This window comes from Haloferula sp. BvORR071 (assembly GCF_000739615.1).
In the GTDB taxonomy this organism is placed as follows: domain Bacteria; phylum Verrucomicrobiota; class Verrucomicrobiia; order Verrucomicrobiales; family Akkermansiaceae; genus Haloferula.
Genome location: NZ_BATP01000003.1, coordinates 534,248 through 551,241, shown reverse-complemented (window position 1 = coordinate 551,241; position 16,994 = coordinate 534,248). Strand labels below are relative to the sequence as shown.

Here is a 16,994-nt window from a genome sequence, read left to right as displayed (position 1 = left end):
ATAATAGCTGTCACCCTAGCCGGATCATAGATGGGATAAAGATCTTACAGGGGAGGGGCCAGGGCCACCTCATTGTGGGAAGTCAGTTTCATGAGGATTTCAAGGGTTTGCTCGCAAAGGGCGGCGCGGATGCGGTTGCCGCGCATGGTGTTTTTGATGGTTTGCTCGGGGAGGGAATTCTCCGGTACATTCTTCATCGCGCGTTCTTCTGGAAGTCTTCTTGCGAGCCATCCGGTCCACTTAATCTGAGCGGATGTTTAGTAGAAGCCCGGATTGATGCCAGAATGAGGTCGCCCTGAGACCGCATACGAGGCTCATTGCTATTTCGAGGTAAATGAATTTATGTATCTAACTTGCAAGCAGCCCTGATCAGCAGTTGTATGAAGCTCAAGCGAACCGCCCGGTGGATCCGGATGGCTTTTGAAAACCATGAATAGAAAATGGAAGGTCATTGTGGCTGCGCTGATCCTTCTCATCAGTTGCGCACTTTTTAAATTCTATGGAGACGGGGTGTTGGCTTCGGCCGCCGGTACCGGGCAGCAGGAAGGAGCTCCAGGTGGAGCCAGCGGAGATCTGGAGTCAGCCTCCGGGGGGAAGGGCTCAAAGGACCAACGAGCGATAAAGTGGGACCAATCGAAGTACAACAAGTGGATTATGGATCTCTGGAAGCCGAAACTTTCGCTCGAGCAGGTCAATCGCTATCTCGATAAGGTTGGCAGGACTCCCTCCGCCTTGGTCTTCGCAACGTCGATCCACTGGAGCCCGGAGTTGATGGCGGAATTGAAAAAGCACTCGGATGATCCTCTGGCGGTCGCCTACGTCGCATCGAAATCGCGCGATCTCTCGGAGCGTCTGATCTGGGCTGAGAAACTCTCCATGCTCGAGCCAGGGAACTCCTTGGGCGGATTCCTGAAGGCGTCGGCACTTGCCGAACTCGGGCGCGAGGATGAATCAAAACTCGCGCTCAAGGCCGCTCTTGAAGTCGGCAAGCTGGATTTCCACGATGCGGAAATCGCCACCCACTACGACGGGATTTCGTCAGATGTGGGGGTGGATGCAGTGAATATGCAGTATCTCGCTTCCGGGAATTCGGTGGCCGGTGAGATTTCGTCTGCCGCAGCGGCACAGTTCTCGGACCGCCGGTTTTCCTCGGTGGAAGATATCGCAGGGTTTCGCAAGGCGTTTGAGCTCAGTAAATCCCTGAAGGAGTCAAATCCTGCCTACGCGGGTGCAACGGTTAGCTTGCAGGCAATCGGCAGCAGGATTCTCAAACGTGCGGACAAGGCGCTTTTGGAAAGCCCGGACGGAAAAGAGCTGGAGCGTTTGATCTCCGAGGCGAACCACGAGAATCCGGAAGAGGTCAAGCGCCAGGACTTCATGATGGAGAACTGGTCGGACAAGAAGCGGATGGCCCGGATCGGCGGAGTCGTAAGGACTCAAGGCTGGCCGAAGGCCGAAGATCTCAAGAATTACTAGCAAGGAACGGGAATGAAACCGATTCCTACAAGATGGATGCTGGCGGCTTTCACGATCCTTGCCGTGTCGCTTCTCGTCGTGCTCGCCAAGGATTGGGGAAAGAGCGGGCCGGACCGGACCGATGCCGCAAGTCCGCAGAGGAGGCCTGAATCGGTGACCTCGCCACCGCCAAGCCGCCAGAGCGATTTCGGCGGTCGGCGGATCGCCATGTCGATGATGGGGGACCGGGTGGCCTTACCCCCAGAGATCGTGGGGAAGATGCGTGAGGAACTGTCGAAAAAGCAGGATGTCGTAGGCCTGGCCTCCTTGTTCCTGCTGAGCGGGGACACTGCCACCCGGCAGCTCCTGAAAGAGCATCCCGAAGATCCGACGGTGTGCCGGGTGCTTGCCCTGGCGGGTGAGACGCCGGAAGACCGGCTGAAGTGGGCGGAGCAATTGCGGAGTGTGGCTCCGGAGGATCCATCGGGCCTTGTCTTCCAAGCCTCCGCCCTGTTTGACGCCGGGCGCACTCAGGAGGGGACGGAGCTCATCTTGAGCATGAGTAGCGATGAAAAGCTAAAGCTCGCGGACCCGGCCTTGCTGCAGATGCAGCAGACGCGGTGGAAGGAAGCGGGTGAGTCCGATGCGGATGCGGGTATCTTGGCGGCGGAGAGCGGCTACGGGCTGCGTTTGCTCAATAACATCTCGACCCTGGTCGCCCGCTTTTCCGCGGAGGGCGGAGATGCCGATTCCGGGCACAGCGCCGCGGTCGCGACCAAGAGCTTGGATTTGATCGCCGGCCTCCGGGAAGAATTCGGCAAGCCGAAGTCGATCCCCGTCGAGAAGCGCTTGGTGGAATCCGAGATCCTGTCGCTGGAAAACTTGCCGCCGGAGATGAAGTATGGGGAGAACATGACCATCGGCGACCGGCTGAAGGAACTGAATCACCGGCGGGCTGGTCTGGATATCGCGCATCAGTTCATCTCCTCGACCCTGATCCAATCGGACTCCAAGCTCGTGGAGGAATTCGCCGAGGAGGTGAATCGGAACGGTCTCTCCTCCGCCGCGAAGAATGTGCTGGGTGCCCCCGATGACGTGGTCAGATCCTTGGCTAGGGATTGACTACAATTCTCGTCCAATCGGCGGAAGGTCTCGTCACTCGGGGTGCCATGCTGCAGTTCAGACCTTCTTGCCAGCCGTCTGGCCCACTTAATCCGAGCCGATGTGTAATATAAGCCCGGGTTGGAGCCAGAATGAGATAGCCCTGGGGGAAGATGCTACCACTCAACGCTGCTTGAGCGCCGGAATTTTCATCGGCGGGTAGTTCATGCTCTCGAACCAAGGATCGCGCGGCACACTGACGGTGCCCGCCTCGCGGTCGATGACAAACGGCTTGCCGGTGTAGGGCTCGTTTGGGATTTCGCCGCCAGCCGCTGCTAGGAACGCTGCTTGAGCAATCGCCGCATCGGTCTGGGCTCTGGTCCAGCCCTTGGACCAGGCGCTGGAGCCAACGAAGAGTATATCCAAGAGCGAAGCGCCATCTTCGGAGATGCCAGTCTTGTCGGGCGGAACTGCGGAAAGCGCCGCCAGTCCACCGAGGTCGGAGGATCTCATCTGAGACATCAGACCGGTGAAGTAGCGGATGTGGGCTTCCACCACGGCGTCCGGATCGCTGATTCCGGTCTTCACGCCGGGAAGATTGGTTGGGTCACCGAGGAGGGCCGGTAGTAAGAAGCTGCGAGCAGTGTGGTTCCATTCGCCGAGGAAGACCCTAGCGAGATCCGCCGGTGTCTCCGGATTCCCGGCGAGGAGATCCTGCCATGCCTGAAGGTCGGATGCAGGCCCTCCCTCCGAAGCGAGCAAGTGGTCGAGGATGGCTTTCCGCGTGTTTTGGCGGATCAGGATGGAAACCGTTTCCGATAGGAGGGAGGGAAGTTCCATCCGGTCCATGTGATCGGCAAGCCCCAGCGCCGCACGTGTGCTCTGCAAGGCACCTGCCTCGTCGCCGCGTTCCATCGCCAAGTGGGCTTGGGCGAGAAGCAGCTTGGAGCATTCATTCGGGAGCCGGGCGCTGAAGAATTTGATCCGCTCCATCTCGATGCCCTTCGCCGATTGCAGGGGAAGGAGGCCGATCGCCATGATCTCATCGATCAGGCCGCGGTTTTCCTCAAGCCACTTCGCCATGATGGCAGCGTCCCATGGACTTTTGCCGCTGACCATGGCACTGATCTCTTCAGGCATCGGGAGCCCGTCCGAACCATATTTGCCGTGGCGCTCGGTGAATTCGAGAAACTTCAAGAAGCCATTCTGCGCGTCCGGTACATCCTTGAAGCTAACAGCCAGTTCCGGATGCTTGGCGAGGATCTGCTGGTACCACTGCTCTGCCAGGCGGTTGATCTCCCTTTCAGATCGTGCCGGTTTGTTCCGCCTTTCATCAAGTTTTCCGGGCAGCAGACCTGTGGTCGCTAGCTTGCCTTGGTGCCGGGATACTTCCGGTGAACCGTCGCTTTCGTTCAAAAGGACGAATGTGCCGGTCGCCAGCAGCAACAGCAGGCCGACTCCTGGCAGGATCGCTCGTTTGGTGGGCCTGATTACCACTCCGCCCGAAGTATCTCCAGCCGAGGCGGCAACTCAAGACAGAAGGATGCCGCATTGAGATGAATGAAGAACTCGTGAAGAGAGCGCCTTAACTTGACCGCATCCAGCTGCTTGCTCCAGTGCGGATCACGGTGAACCCACCTTCTAACAAGCTGGTAATGTGCTGGGCTCTGGCCGCGATGGCGGGAGTCGCTACGGGTCTGGGGATCGCCAGCCAAAAGGGGAAGACCGCTTCTCCCGACACTGCGAAGGCTGAACCGGAGCCCGTCTTGGTCCGGCCAGCTCTACCCGATGATCCGGCCGTACAGAGACTCGCGGCCCTTGCGGGACGCACCGCGGAGGCCCGCTTGCAGCTGGCGGAACTCGTCCGGGCGGGAGCGGATGATGAGCAGATCGTCGAGTTGCTCGCGCCCGTGCTCTTCGCCGATCCGACATGGCTCGATGAGTTCATCCTAACGGTGCCGGAGGAACGCCGGATCGAGCTTGCGCGGCTGGCGATCAGTCGGGTGGGTAGTCTTCATTCGGATGCCTTGTGGGAGCTCATCCGGAAGTCGACCTTTGCTTCCATGGCGGTGCGGGCACCATGGACGCAGGAAAAGCTGAAGGTTCCCCCCGGGATGCTCATGCTCGCCTCTCATATGAATTCGCCCTTGGTGGCCGAAGTTCTCTTCGATCCTGCCGTGGGTTTCAGCAACGAACAGATCGCCGAGTGTCTGAGACGCGGTTCGCGGGATGTGACCACTTGCAAGCGGGTGCTTGAAGAATGGTTCAAGGGCAGGTGGCCGGGAGCCGCCCCCGACTTCGTTCGCACAGCGTGGCTCTCCTTGCGATGGGAGGACGAGTCGGCACTTCGCGAGATGGCGGCCAAGGTGCCCTTCGAGCTGAAGTCGGCCGCGGATGCATTCGAGACTTTCGGACGGATCCGCGAGGTCCTGAAGCCGGTCAGAGGCGAGCCAGCTCTGGAAGACCTTGCCATCCTGAATGGCGGAGAACTGGCCGAACTCATCGAGGACCGAGCCATGGCAGGTGCGCCATTGTCCCTTGCGACACTCGCCAAGCTGCCATCGGATAAACGCTCTGGAGCCTTCGAGGACTACTTCGACTGGCTCTATCCATTTTCGGTGGACCAGGCCCATGCCGCGCTTGAGAGCATTGACGATCTCAATCTGAGTGCTGGTGAGAAGAGCGCCTTGCTCGCCAATGCGGCCAGCCATGAATGGAGTTCCCAAGGGGATTTCCGTCGTGCTTTCGCTTTGGCTGAGAAGATGGTGGCAGGCCCAGGTCGTTCGAAGTTGGAGAACGAGATGATCGAAGAGTTCGCGCAGTATGATCCCCGGGATGCGCTGAACTGGGCGGGGACCCTGCCGCCCGGTGAGCTGCGGGAGAACGTGGAGAAACTCGCCACGGAGGCACTGCCATGAGAAGCTCTGCTATCATGGGCACTCTCGTTCTATTCGTGGTCTCTCTGACGGCGACCTTGGGAGTGGCTCTTTTGCTGGGCCAGAAGGAGAATCCGCGGATGCCGGCGGAGACCGTCGCCGATGCTCCCGCCAAGTCCAGTCATCGCGAGGCCTCTTCCTATGCCATCATCCTCGAACTGCTGCGGTCCGGGAACTTAGACAAGGCCCGCGGGGAGCTTGCCCAGCTCGCCAAGCGTGACCCGCAGGTCTTCTTCGAGCTTCTGGAGAAACTGCCCGGGATGCCGGGGCTCGAGGACTGCATCAAGGAAGCGGCGGCCGGGCTACCGTGGAAGGACATTGCTGCGGCAGGACTTCTCAACCGCATTGCCTCGGCAGAGTGGTGCGATCTTGCGTGGGGGGCCTACACCGGTGCCCGCGTTGGCGTGGTGCCGGATGAAGAGGTCTTCGATGTAGCCGGGCGAGCCCGGGTCGCAACTTCCTTTAGCAATATCCGGTTCTTGCTTGAAGACGCCGCGGCGAAGCGCCCGCGGGAATTCTTCGATATGCTCAATCGCAAGGGCGGGACCTCCTTCCGTGAGGAGTTTATCGAGCTGGTAATGAAGCAGCATCCGGAGCTGGCAGGGGAGCTTTACGCTTCGATTCCCGATGGCAGCCGGGGATGCAACTACGACCGTGCCTATGTGCTCCAGGTAAGGTCCAGGCTTCTGCCCACCGCGGATAACCTGCGCGATGTGTTGGATGACATTGGTGAACGGGGAACCTACTCAAGCGATTTTGCGTTCCTCTTCGTCATGCAGGCTTGCCGGGGTGCTTCGCCTGAGGAGCGCGGCAAGATCACCAACTTCATCTCTACCCAGCCTTCCTTGGCAAAGAACCGGCTCCTCAGCGGCATGCTCGATTTTGATGAGAAGAAGCCGATGCCCGTGGAGGAGTTCACCCGTCTCGTGGGTCTCTACGATTCTGGCTACCTCCAGGCCGAGGCGCTTGGTGGATGGCTTGGCTCCCACAAGGAACTCGAGCCCACCGATCGCGACTGGATCGAGCAGCTACCCACCGAGAAGCTCAAGCTGAAGGCAGCCCAGATGCTCGACGAGCGTGCCGCAGCGGCGAAGGCAAAGTAATGGATGAATTGTGCTCTCGGAGCTGCGCTTGCTCCCTGATAGCCTTCCCCCCCCGGAAGGCTCGATCTCCTGCCCACACAGAGCGCCCGCATCTCTATTCTTGAAGTGTCAGGTGAGGAGCATGCAGGCTGACTGGTAGCAATGAAACGCCGCTCGATTCTCCTCTGCGTTTTCTTTCTTCTGCTCGCAATCCCGCTGGTGGGGCGGCTTTCCCGTGGCGACGGTGACTCTGCTGCGGCGCGATCAGGTGAGGGCAGCCCCGGTGGCCAGTCACCCTCCGCGGCAAATGATGCGGGGAAGGACTCGCGCAGCGGAGACCGCGGCCCGGTCGACTACTCGGCCAAGGCTGCGTCCATGCTGGAACTGAAGGCCGGCGAGTTGGGAGTCCTGCCCATCAAGGCGGACTTGGTGGATGATGTGTTCGGGGGGAATACTGGACCGAAGGATGTGCCACTTCTCCGGGGCTTGATCCACAAGCAAGTGGCCAAAGAGCTTCTTGAGAAGGCTCTCAAGCAAGGCAACTCCGTGCAGGTGAAGATCGGCGAGGGAAAACAAGGTGTGGACTGGAAGGTCGCGGAATTCGGGGTGAAGGCAAGCTTGGGCGGGGATCGGGAGGGGGAGGGCTTTCCGGATCTTCTGGTGGAGTCTTCTCCGGAATGCGGGGAGGTAACCAAGCAATCCGTGACAATAGCTACCGGGACCTGCGCTTTGGTACGCTACCCTTCTGGTGAGTCCCTGCTGATTGTGATTGGCGGTGGATTTCCGATCGGGGGCTTGATGAAGGAGGAACCCTGAATTGGGTGGACTACTCGCGGAGGCCAGAGTTTTGGTTCGCCAGTATGGTTTCTTCGATGCTCCTCTTCGCCTCCACGGAGAGCAGGGGCGAGTTTTGGAGATGCCTGAGTTCTTCGGTCTCCATCCCGTCGCCCATGTTCTTCATGGTTTGCTGCGCGGCGGCCGTCCTCGCGTCGGGGGCGGAGATTAGCTCGAGAAGACCGTCCACCATGCGAATGTCACCAGCGCCGCCATAGACGAGAACATTGGCGAAGAGGCGGTCACGGTCCAACCCATCCGGATTCCAGCTTCCGAGCCACTTGATGGCTTGGGATGGTTCGCGCCACATCCAGCACCGGATGGCATCGAGATAGCCGAAGCTCGAATCCTTGGATGCTGCGGCCAACCATCCGAAGGCAGCATCCGGATCGGAACAGGCCCATCTTCCCGCCAGTGAGCCGGAAGCCCCCTCTTCGAAGCCGGGAAGCCCACTTTTGAGTTGGTCAATCTCCGTAGGCCAGTCGGTCCCCTGCGGAAGTGCGCCGACATATGCGAGGTAGGCCTCGCGTTGTGACAGTTCGGGCATGGAAAGAATTGCCCTGAAAGTCTCTTGCTTGGAATACTTGACGAGCGAGGGCATGAGGCTCTCCAAGCTGTAGATGATCGAGGATTCAGTGACCCTTTCAGGTAGATCGCCTAGGAAGTGAAGTGCCAGAGCCGGGTCGGCTTTGGCCACTCCTATCAAGGCTGATCCCGTGTGCTCGAAACTCGCTTCCGGTTGCGCTCCTATGGTTGCCAGCCGATCAAGCGCCTCCTGTGGCGAGAGCTTGCCGAACTGTTCCCAAAGGAAACTCCCAAGCGCGTCCCGACGAGGATAGACAGGATTTGGAAATCCATCGTCCCGCTCCGGGCCTTGAATGTCCTTGATGAGGGCTGGATCCGATAGCAGCAGCCTGACCGCGCCCAAACCAAGCTGACTGACCATCGCCCGCTGGCGCATCGTTTCATTCTGTCCTTCAGGGCTGGTGTCCTTCAGCCACTGCAGCACGCGGTCAATGCGGGCCGCCTCGTCAGTGGCGAAGGCCATGCTGATTGGGGTGGTGACCGAGGTGTTGCCGGGATGGTGAGTGGCCGCCGAGCTGGCCGGAGGAGCACTAGGTAGCGCGGACGGAGTAGTGGATTGGAAATAGGCTTTGCCTGCCGCTCCAGCAGCCAGAAGCAGAATCACCGCTGCAAGGACCTTTTGAGTGGAGTTCATGGCAGTGAAATAGGAAAAGAAGGAGGCTGACGAGGCGGTGCTGGCAGCAGCGGTGACCGTTGCGCGAATGCCGCTAGAAAGCATGGGAGGCACAGAAGTGACCGCCTGAAGCGGCAGGCTGCTGGCAAGCATTGCGGCGCTCGCCGCAATGCCGCGCGCACCAAATGCCGCTCTCATTTTCTCCAACGCCCGCGCCAGGCGCATGCGGACCGCATCTTCGGATAGGCCGGCGGTCAATCCGATGGACGCCAGCGAATGGCCTGCGAAATAGCGCGCCAAGACCAGTTGCCGGTCGCGGGCCGGAAGACCTTCGATCACCTCATCCAGCATCGCCAAGGCCTCGCCGGACAAGGCTTCGCTATCGTGACTGGCATCTGCCATCGCCGAACGCTCGCGCCGCTTCCGGGCGATCTCCGAGCGGATCATATCGATCGCACGATGGCGGGCGCCACGATGAAGCCATGCCAGGAGGGCAACCTCTTTCTTCATGACGGCGGGTGTGCGAATCAGTTCGAGAAACACGTCTTGGGCCGCTTCGGCGGCGAGTTCGGGACTGCCGGAAACTCGCAAAGCCACGGAGTAGACCAGGGGCAAATGGCGATCCATCAGGGTCCGCAGCGGCCGCTCGTCCCGCGTCCGGAAGAACTCCCGGAGAAGGTCGCCGTCGTCGATGGTCGTGTGTTGGCTCATAGGGAAGGGAGGCAGCAGGTGGCGGCACCCTGAATCTTCAACAGCTACGCGGAGACACTGGCGAAAACCGAACGGAAAAAATCGCCAAATTTTCGGTGGCCACCGGTGCTGCGGCCAATCCGTTGGAATGGCATTGACGCTGCCGCCCTCGCCCGGTTGAAGAAGATGCGATGTGGAGATATCTCTTGGTGTTCGCTCTCAGCGCCTTCGGCGGTGGGATTGTAGGACGTGGGACGGGAGCAAAAACTTCGGTAGATCCTCCCATAGCGCCGGAGCCCGCCCAGCCGCGACGTGAGGCACCCGCCAAATGGGGGAAGGCGGATTTCCAGAAGGCGTCCGCCGAGATGATGGCGGCGCTCAAGGCGCGGACCTATGATCCCTACAAGGATTTGTGGGCCACTTGGACGAATGCCGAAATCCGGGCTGCGCTGGACCAGAGCCTTGTCCATCCGGAGTGCCTGACGACCACCGGAAGTGGCATGGGCGTGGTGAATTCGCTTCTGAAGGAGCTGTTGAAGCGGGATACTGATGCCGCGGTGGCTTGGTTTGACAGTATCGCTTTCGAAGGGGCGAAGAAGCGGTTTGTCTACACCATTCCCTCCGCCTGGCCGGAGGAACGGGCAGCGGCCGGTCTCGACTTTCTGCTCGGTCACCGATCCCTGTTCCCGGGCAGCGTCGGATGGTCGATCCTGGCCAAGAACATCCAGGCCTCAGCCACCCAAGGGCCCGCAGGGGTCGAGGGGATGCTGACGAGGCTCAAGCAGGAGGGGTTCAGCTTGGACTTCGAGAACTCCCTCCGCTTTCCCGAGGGTTTCGACTTCAAGGGCTTGTTTGAGGGACAGGTGTGGCAGGGGCTGGACGAAGGTGGCGTGCGCGAGTCGGCCGTCCGCGCATTCCGCCAGCAGGATCCGGAAGGGGCCTTTGCCTGGCTGCTGGAGAAGCAAGGCGTGGCCGGACTCGGCTTGTCCGAGTGGTATGGTTATGAGGATCCCGGGTCCGAGCGTTTGGCTTGGCTGGGCAAAAGGATTGAAGCGCTGGATGCGACACAACAGTCCGAGTACTTCGAGAAGACGCAGGCAGAGTGGGTCCGGATGCCCGATGCCGCTGTCACGAGTTTCGCCAAGGAAGTCCGCTCGCCGGCCATGCAGGAGCTTCTCCGCAAGGCCGTGGTGCAACAGATCTACGCTGGGAATACCCGCGGCTCCCTGGCCGCGCTTGAGGCCTTGGGCGAACCAGCGGAGCGCCTTCGCGCGCTGGAGGAAGCCACTCCCGGTGAGCTCTTTGCCAGCGGACACCGGCCGATGAGCCCGGCAGATGAAGCATTCATCCGCAGCAAGCTCACCGCATGGAATGCAGATGCGGCGCGCATTCAATCAATCGTGGATCAACTCAAGAAATGAAGCAGGCGATCTCATTCACGGGTGTCGCGGTGGCAGGAGCCTTGGTGGGCTTCCTGGTGATGCGTGCGAAGAGTCCTACTGGCGGGAATCCGCCTGTATCGCCCACCACGCAGTCGAAGGTAGCGGGCAATGCACCGGCCTCGAAGACGGCCGCTGATCCAGACGAAGGACCGGCCAAGCACGACCTTGTCTCGCTCCTGAAGTGGAGCCGGCAGCACGAGTCCTCCGGTAATCCGGTCGCCCGGGAGATGGAGCGTCTCGACAAGGGCGAGCTCCGCGCGCTCTTGGTGGACTTGGCGAGGGATGAACACGCGGATCCGCAGACCTCTGGGATCTCTGCTCAGGCCGCAGCGAAGGAGCTGTTCAAGCGGGAGGGTGCGGCGGCCTTCGACTGGGTGGCGGGATTGGGCGATGGAGTCCGCAAGGCCCTCTATCCCCGGATTCTGCAGGCGGCACTCGAAGCGGATCCGATCGCCTACAAGGCGAAGTTCGACGACTACGCAAAGGAGTTCGGCGAGGGTGCCGCGAAGTCATTCATCTATCCGATGATCGGCGGAGCAACGGATCGTGGTGCGGAGGATTTGATCAAGCTACGGGAGACTTACGGCGACCTGCTGAATCAATTCATGCTGCCCACGGGCACTTTGCCGGAGGACTTCGACTTTCACCGCTTCTTCACTGGCATGCCTCCCGCATTCAAGGAAGGGATGCGCAATACCTTCCAGTATTGGTCGGCGAAGGATAGGGAGGCCGCGTGGTCCGGCTTCAAGGAACTGACCAATAGTGGTGCCGCGGGAGCGGGCGGATATTTTCCCTGTCTCTTCGATGGAGTGGCAGCTGTAGCTGGTCCCGCCAAGGCGGCGGAATGGTTGGCGCCCAAGCTTGCTGAATTGACCTCAGAGCAACGCAACAAGGCGCTCGGCTATTTCGGACTGAATGGCACTTTGGAAGTCGAGACCGTGAGAACGCTGATCCCCTTGTTGGGTAACGATGCGGACCGCATGAAGCTCGCCCAACGAGCCGTGGCCGCCAGCAGCAGCGGCTCGCCGGCAGGTGCTGCGGCGCTGGCTGCCTTGGATTCTGATCAGCGGCGGACCGAAGTCTTGCTCAATCACGTCCGGACCTTCGGATTCGAGAAGATGCCGCCGAGCTCCCGCGACCGGCTCCGAGGGGTGCTCGAAACCATGATGCAGACCGTGAAGCTCCCCGAAGCCATGCGCAATCAGGTGACGGCGGAGATCGAGAGCCGCAGTGGAGGAGGCAAATAGGTTGCAGTTGGGGTTGAGGAAAGGTGCGGGCCTCGATCGGATGTCGTCGCGATCTTTGGCATACGCCGTGCCGGACCGGCCGGATCCTAGGGGTGGGGCATTGTCCGCAGCGGTTTGAGGCAGGCTGGTCGTGTCGGTCAGAAAAGAGGCAGGATCGGAACTCCGTCTCTCGTTGGGGCGGAAGGTGGGACTCCGACCTCCTCGATCAACGGCGCGGCGGCGAATTTCTCCCATGCTTGACCAGCTTCTGTCAGCGCGGCTAGACATGTGGCTGATGTTGTCGTTCCACGGAATGAGGGGTGTGGGGTGGCTTGTCGTCGCTGCTATCCTTTCCGGGCTGCTGGGCTGGGCGGTGGCCCGGAAGTCTCAGCTATCCGCCGCGACCAGTGAAGGCGGTGAGCCGCTGGCGGTCAGATCATCGCAGACCGGTGAGCGCGCCCACCTTACTGCCGGGGAGTTCAGGGAATGGGTGGATCGTCAACTGGCAGAGGGGCCGGGCCGGAAGGAGAGGATGGCGGCTTGGGATGAGAAAGAGCTGAGGTCTGCTTTGGAAGCAGGCATGAAGGATCCTGAGCTTACCCTGAATGGTCCAGCGATCGCAACACTCCAGATGCTACTGGAGGAATGGACCTCCCGGGATCCGGAAGCAGCCGCGGAATGGTGGCAGTCGATTCCTTCCCAGATGACCCGTGCCCGCATGGCTACGGCGATTTCCTCCGGCTGGCCAAGGGAACGAGCCGCGGAAGGATTGGATTTCGTGGCGCAGCATCGCGACGCATTCCTCGGGCCGGATGGGAGCAAATGCGGCGATATCATCGGCAATGCCATGACCGACGCGTTGGGAAAAGGGCCGGAGATGGCCGACGAGTTTTTGGCCCGCCTGAGGGAGGAGAAGCTGCCCTTGATGTCGGGCAATACTGGATTTCCCCCGGGCTTCGACTTCCCTGCGTTCTCCCGGGCACCGGAGATGTCGCGATTGATTGCCGAGAACCGGGCGCGCTTTTTCAATCAGGCATGGCTGAAGCAGGATCCGGAGACCGCCTTTGCCGCCATGATCGAGCTTCATCGCAGTACCGGCGTGGATCCTAAAGAATCGATCTTTGCCGGCTTTTATCCCGGGCTTCGCACCGATAAGCCTGACTTGCCAGAGAATGCCGGAAGACTCGGGAAATTGATCGCCACCCTGGATTCCGACGAGCAGCTCGACATGGCAATGAAGGGAGCCGAGATCATGGGCTGCGAGCCCGCCGCCGTGGAGGCCTTCGTCGAATCCCTGACCGACCCACTCGCCAAGGCTCGCGCTTCGGTGGCCTCCGCGAAGCATGCGATGGGCGAAGACGTGGGAACGGCCATGCGCCTGTTCGCTGCAGAGGGCGATTCAGAGCAGCGCTTGGAGCTGGTTCAGGCAGCTCTTGAATATCGCCGAGATGATGTCGGCAGACCGATCTCCGCGGCGGACGAGCAGGCTCTGCGGAACGCTTTGGCGGGATGGGCTGTAGCACCTGAGCGCATCGACGAATTGGCCGCATTGGCGAAGAAGAAAGGCGGGCACCAGTGAAAAAAGTTTGGCGTCAGGGAGGATTGCTGGTGGTGGCCTGCGGCGTTGGTTTCCTACTGGGTTGGGGACTTGGAGCAATGGTGCCCGCATCACGCCGTGGGGAAGCGGTGATGCCCGATGCCGCGGCAAAAGTCCGTCGCGGGCCGGTGAATTCAAGCGCCCAAAGCAAGGCGCATGACTACCGGACTCTGCGGGCCGACGTGAAAGAACAACTGGAAGGTGGGGAATTGATCGGTGTCATCGAGCGGATGAAGGATACGGAATTGCGGGCTCTTCTGGAAGGATGGGAGGACAAATCATGGCTCGACGTGCAGCTGCGCAAGCGGATGAACATTGCGGTGAAGCTTGCTGCCGCCGAGTTGTTCAAGCGCCAAGGGATTCCAGCTTTGGAATGGGCGGAGCAAAGTGGCAGGCGAGAGATGTTTTCTGCCATGGTGGAGGCCGCCGCGTGCCGGGAGCCGAAGGTGGCGCGAGAATGGGTCGATCGTCTGGCGGCAGCTCACGGTAGGGTCCATGGTGACTACGTTTCGGTAGCGGCCCGGCAGGCGGCCCGCATGCGCGGCAGTTCAGATCTGTTGGAAATCGAGCAACTCTACAATTCCAAGATGTTCGGCAAGGTTCCCGAATTCGCCGATGGCTTCGACTTCACGGGTTACATGCGGAATTCTGCGGATGAGTTCTCGTGCCGCAGCACGCTCCGCTATCTGGCGGCCGCTGATCCAGAGGCTGCGGCACAGTTTCTTAAAGATGGTTTCGCGGAGAAAGGAAAGGTGGATTGGTTGGTTGTAGGTGCGGCGGCACTGGACGGACGCGCCTCCATGACTTCCGAGGAGGAGGCGACCCGTTGGATCGGCGAACTTGCAGGAATGATCGATGAAGGCCGTCGCGGGGCCTTCACTCTCAGCCTGGGAGTCCGCGCGGCGAGCGACGAGCGCATCGGGGCACTGATAAAAAACCTGCCGGAGGATCAGGACCGCTTGGATCTGGCGCAATACTTCATGTTGAAGTTGGAATCCGAGGGCAAGGCTCTTACCGCTTTGCGCGCCATGGACAGTGAATCTTTGCGCGTCCGTGCGCTCGAGCGTCGGCTGCGGTCATATGATCCTGCAGAGCTTGCCGACCCGGCCAAGCGCTCTGAGGTGGGCGGGAAGTTCGAAGCCTTGATGGAGAATCTGCAGATGTCGGATTCCGGGCGTCAGCAGGTGAGGGCGCTTCTGCCCGAAGCTCGATAGGGAATTGTAGCAGGCCGAGACGAAAGGGAAGCCTCTCCTGCCACCATCGCTGCCCGACCGCTTCCGGTCATCCCCAATCAGGGAGGCGATTTAATATTTCCGAGTTGAGGGATCGGTATGTGGCTAGCGGGAATGACCAAGGTCCGGAACAATCTTGTTGCTCACTCAAGTCACTTGTTTGGCTTTAAGCCGTGAGTCGGAGCGGAAGTGGATTGAGATTATAGACGAACCTGCGATCCAGGAAAGGTCGCTAAGCACGCTTGGCTTCTAAGAATTTGCCGTTATTGGGAAGCTGTGGCTTGGCCTCATCAGCCCTCTCTGATGGGTCCCGTGGCCACGCGCCACAGAGGGCGAAGGATGAGGTTAACACGAGGCGCCTTGGGTCTACTGCTTCGCAGACATATTCTAAGGCCGGTGGTTTTAGGAAGGATGAATCACACGACAGCATTATGGCATCATCACGAAGGGGTATCGTTGCGTTCGGAATTCTGGTGGTGAGCGCCGCCTTGGTTGGTCTGTTCCTGTGGCAAAAGGCAGGTAGCGCAAGAACACGGGATGCAGGAATGACTGTAGAGCATTCGTCATCCGCTGGCTCCGGCAAGACCACTGACCGCCCATACGCCAAGCTTGATCACGATGCGATCCGCGAGGCCGCGAAGCGTTGGCACGCCGAGTTGCTGGAGAAGTACCCGGAATTCGCGATCACCTATCGCGACGTTCCCGATGAACAGAACGGCCATCTGCAACTGATCTTGTTCCTGGAGAAACTGGCTGGAGGAGGTTTTCCCGGCTTCGATGCCTTCCGGGATGCCGCTATGGAGGGCAAAGAGTTTGACCAAGCCGCTGCAACCCGATGGTTCGCCGAGCACAAGGACATCCTCGAACAACTCCTGCGAATCGGGGAGCTTCCCTCCCAATCGTGCAAGGGCATCTCGCGCGATCGCTTTGACAGTGCGATGCGTGCGGGCAGGGGAGACCAGGAATTGCTGCTGCTCTTGCACGCCCGCTACGCCGCGGGCGCAGGCGATGCTGGCGCAGCCGCTCGCAGTCAGGCTGCGGCCTTGGGGTTGGCGAACCACTACGATGCGATTGAAGCTCCGTCTTTGAGTGTGGCGGTGACTGCTGCGGGAATCCGGCACCGCGTTGCTCGCGATCTGGTGGAGTTCGGACTACCCGGGCTTGCCGGAGACGCAGAAGGGCTCGCCAGGGCCCGCGAGCTAATGGGCCGCGCATTGAAGGAGGACGCAGATCTCAATCGCATCGCCCTCGGCGAATGGAATGTCGGGATGCTGGAGTACTTCCTGCCGCAGTTTCTCGGTGCAGACCCTTTGGGGACTCAAAAATTCCCGCATCCGGAAGAGATCATCTCTTTTTATTCGGAACAGATGAAGTTGGTCGCGAAGGCTGGGCAGGAGGCCGGTTGGGCACAAGTGGCAGCGCCAATCCTGACAGAAGCTTCCGCAACAAGCCTCACGGAAGACGAGCGTTCCCTTCTCTCGATGAGCTTGGGTGATAGCTTCAATAGCTGTTTCAAGGGCTTTCTGATCGGTCGCTCGCAGCAGGCGATGCGTACCGCGGCCTTGGCCATCGTGGCGGGCGAGGATCCTTCGGTGGAGCCCCTGACGGGTGACCCATTCGTGTGGGATCCGGCAACGCGGACCTTATCGGCACCCGCAAAGTTCAAAGAGGCGAATGCCAGGCTTGAACCGATCAAGGTTCCCTGAGCTGGTCATTAAGCCTCCAGTGGGCGGGCGATGCCCTTCCGCCTGAAGTACCTCACCAGCCAGGGGAGTTGCCAGAGTCCGGCGTAAGCCAAGAGGATGAGCCAGTGCGGTATGGAGACATCATGCCCATAGGCATTGGCCAGATTGTGGGGCGATGCATGGCTGGGGAGCGGGAACCACTGGGCTCCGGGGCGTGGAGCCTGTGTCCGCATCAATAGCTCCCATGAAGCGGAGGATCGGAGGTAGGGCTTGGCCCAGCTTACCGAAACATGGCCTCCCCAATGGGAAAGATGCACGGGCTTACCCGCGATCGACATCTCAAAGAGGGTGGTCCGATACATGGAATCTATCCAGGCCCAGACGAGGAAGACAATGACTGGCAAGCCGAACCAGAAGACGAGGGAACGATACCAAGCGGTGCGCATGAGCCAAGTGAAGTTAAGTTCCCAAAAAATCAGCGGTGAGAAGCGATCCGGGCCTGGCTTCTTGTTGAGG

Annotated in this window: 14 protein-coding genes; 10 read left to right on the top strand and 4 right to left on the bottom strand. The window is 60.3% G+C overall.

Going from position 1 to position 16,994, the window contains the following annotated elements:
- Nucleotides 1-44: 44 nt before the first annotated feature.
- The gene (locus BV071_RS35110) at nt 45-197 is read right to left on the bottom strand and encodes a hypothetical protein (protein ID WP_265594008.1); all 153 of its coding nucleotides are present in this window, start codon (nt 195-197) and stop codon (nt 45-47) included.
- A gap of 457 nt (nt 198-654) precedes the next feature.
- On the opposite strand from BV071_RS35110, the gene BV071_RS03120 reads away from it, so the two are divergent.
- Nucleotides 655-1,476 (top strand): hypothetical protein, encoded by an 822-nt coding sequence (locus BV071_RS03120; protein ID WP_265594007.1) that lies wholly within the window; start codon nt 655-657, stop codon nt 1,474-1,476.
- A gap of 12 nt (nt 1,477-1,488) precedes the next feature.
- The gene (locus BV071_RS03115) at nt 1,489-2,577 is read left to right on the top strand and encodes a hypothetical protein (protein ID WP_265594006.1); all 1,089 of its coding nucleotides are present in this window, start codon (nt 1,489-1,491) and stop codon (nt 2,575-2,577) included.
- A 162-nt stretch (nt 2,578-2,739) separates the two neighbouring features.
- Here the strand turns inward: BV071_RS03115 and BV071_RS03110 are convergent, their stop codons facing one another.
- On the bottom strand, nt 2,740-4,053 hold the full coding sequence (locus tag BV071_RS03110) for a hypothetical protein (RefSeq protein ID WP_035601790.1): 1,314 nt from the start codon (nt 4,051-4,053) through the stop codon (nt 2,740-2,742).
- 131 nt (nt 4,054-4,184) lie between these two features.
- On the opposite strand from BV071_RS03110, the gene BV071_RS03105 reads away from it, so the two are divergent.
- The 3 genes from BV071_RS03105 to BV071_RS03095 all read left to right on the top strand — a co-directional run bounded on the left by BV071_RS03105 (nt 4,185) and on the right by BV071_RS03095 (nt 7,390).
- Nucleotides 4,185-5,474, top strand: a complete 1,290-nt coding sequence (locus tag BV071_RS03105; protein ID WP_265594005.1) for a hypothetical protein — start codon at nt 4,185-4,187, stop codon at nt 5,472-5,474.
- Between the two features lie 14 nt (nt 5,475-5,488).
- Nucleotides 5,489-6,595, top strand: coding sequence for a hypothetical protein (locus BV071_RS03100; protein ID WP_035601788.1), 1,107 nt, complete (start codon nt 5,489-5,491; stop codon nt 6,593-6,595).
- 141 nt (nt 6,596-6,736) lie between these two features.
- Nucleotides 6,737-7,390 (top strand): hypothetical protein, encoded by a 654-nt coding sequence (locus BV071_RS03095; protein ID WP_035601786.1) that lies wholly within the window; start codon nt 6,737-6,739, stop codon nt 7,388-7,390.
- A gap of 10 nt (nt 7,391-7,400) precedes the next feature.
- Here BV071_RS03095 and BV071_RS32425 read toward each other — a convergent pair whose 3' ends face one another.
- On the bottom strand, nt 7,401-9,233 hold the full coding sequence (locus BV071_RS32425; protein ID WP_265594004.1) for an RNA polymerase sigma factor: 1,833 nt from the start codon (nt 9,231-9,233) through the stop codon (nt 7,401-7,403).
- A gap of 428 nt (nt 9,234-9,661) precedes the next feature.
- On the opposite strand from BV071_RS32425, the gene BV071_RS03085 reads away from it, so the two are divergent.
- From BV071_RS03085 to BV071_RS03065, 5 genes are all read left to right on the top strand, one after another.
- Nucleotides 9,662-10,717 carry a hypothetical protein gene (locus tag BV071_RS03085; protein WP_035601782.1) on the top strand — a complete coding sequence of 352 codons (1,056 nt, stop codon included), beginning with the start codon at nt 9,662-9,664 and terminating at the stop codon, nt 10,715-10,717.
- Complete coding sequence (locus tag BV071_RS03080) at nt 10,714-11,985, top strand: hypothetical protein (RefSeq protein WP_035601779.1); 1,272 nt, start codon at nt 10,714-10,716, stop codon at nt 11,983-11,985. Before BV071_RS03085 ends, BV071_RS03080 begins: the two co-directional genes overlap by 4 nt.
- 232 nt (nt 11,986-12,217) lie before the next feature.
- The gene (locus BV071_RS03075; RefSeq protein WP_035601776.1) at nt 12,218-13,543 is read left to right on the top strand and encodes a hypothetical protein; all 1,326 of its coding nucleotides are present in this window, start codon (nt 12,218-12,220) and stop codon (nt 13,541-13,543) included.
- Nucleotides 13,540-14,775 carry a hypothetical protein gene (locus BV071_RS03070; protein ID WP_265594003.1) on the top strand — a complete coding sequence of 412 codons (1,236 nt, stop codon included), beginning with the start codon at nt 13,540-13,542 and terminating at the stop codon, nt 14,773-14,775. The genes BV071_RS03075 and BV071_RS03070 overlap by 4 nt, the downstream gene beginning before the upstream one ends.
- Nucleotides 14,776-15,035: 260 nt before the next feature.
- Nucleotides 15,036-16,499: a hypothetical protein gene (locus BV071_RS03065; protein WP_265594002.1), complete on the top strand. Its 1,464-nt coding sequence runs from the start codon at nt 15,036-15,038 to the stop codon at nt 16,497-16,499.
- Between the two features lie 8 nt (nt 16,500-16,507).
- Here the strand turns inward: BV071_RS03065 and BV071_RS03060 are convergent, their stop codons facing one another.
- Nucleotides 16,508-16,924: a hypothetical protein gene (locus tag BV071_RS03060; RefSeq protein WP_035601767.1), complete on the bottom strand. Its 417-nt coding sequence runs from the start codon at nt 16,922-16,924 to the stop codon at nt 16,508-16,510.
- Between the last annotated feature and the right edge of the window lie 70 nt (nt 16,925-16,994).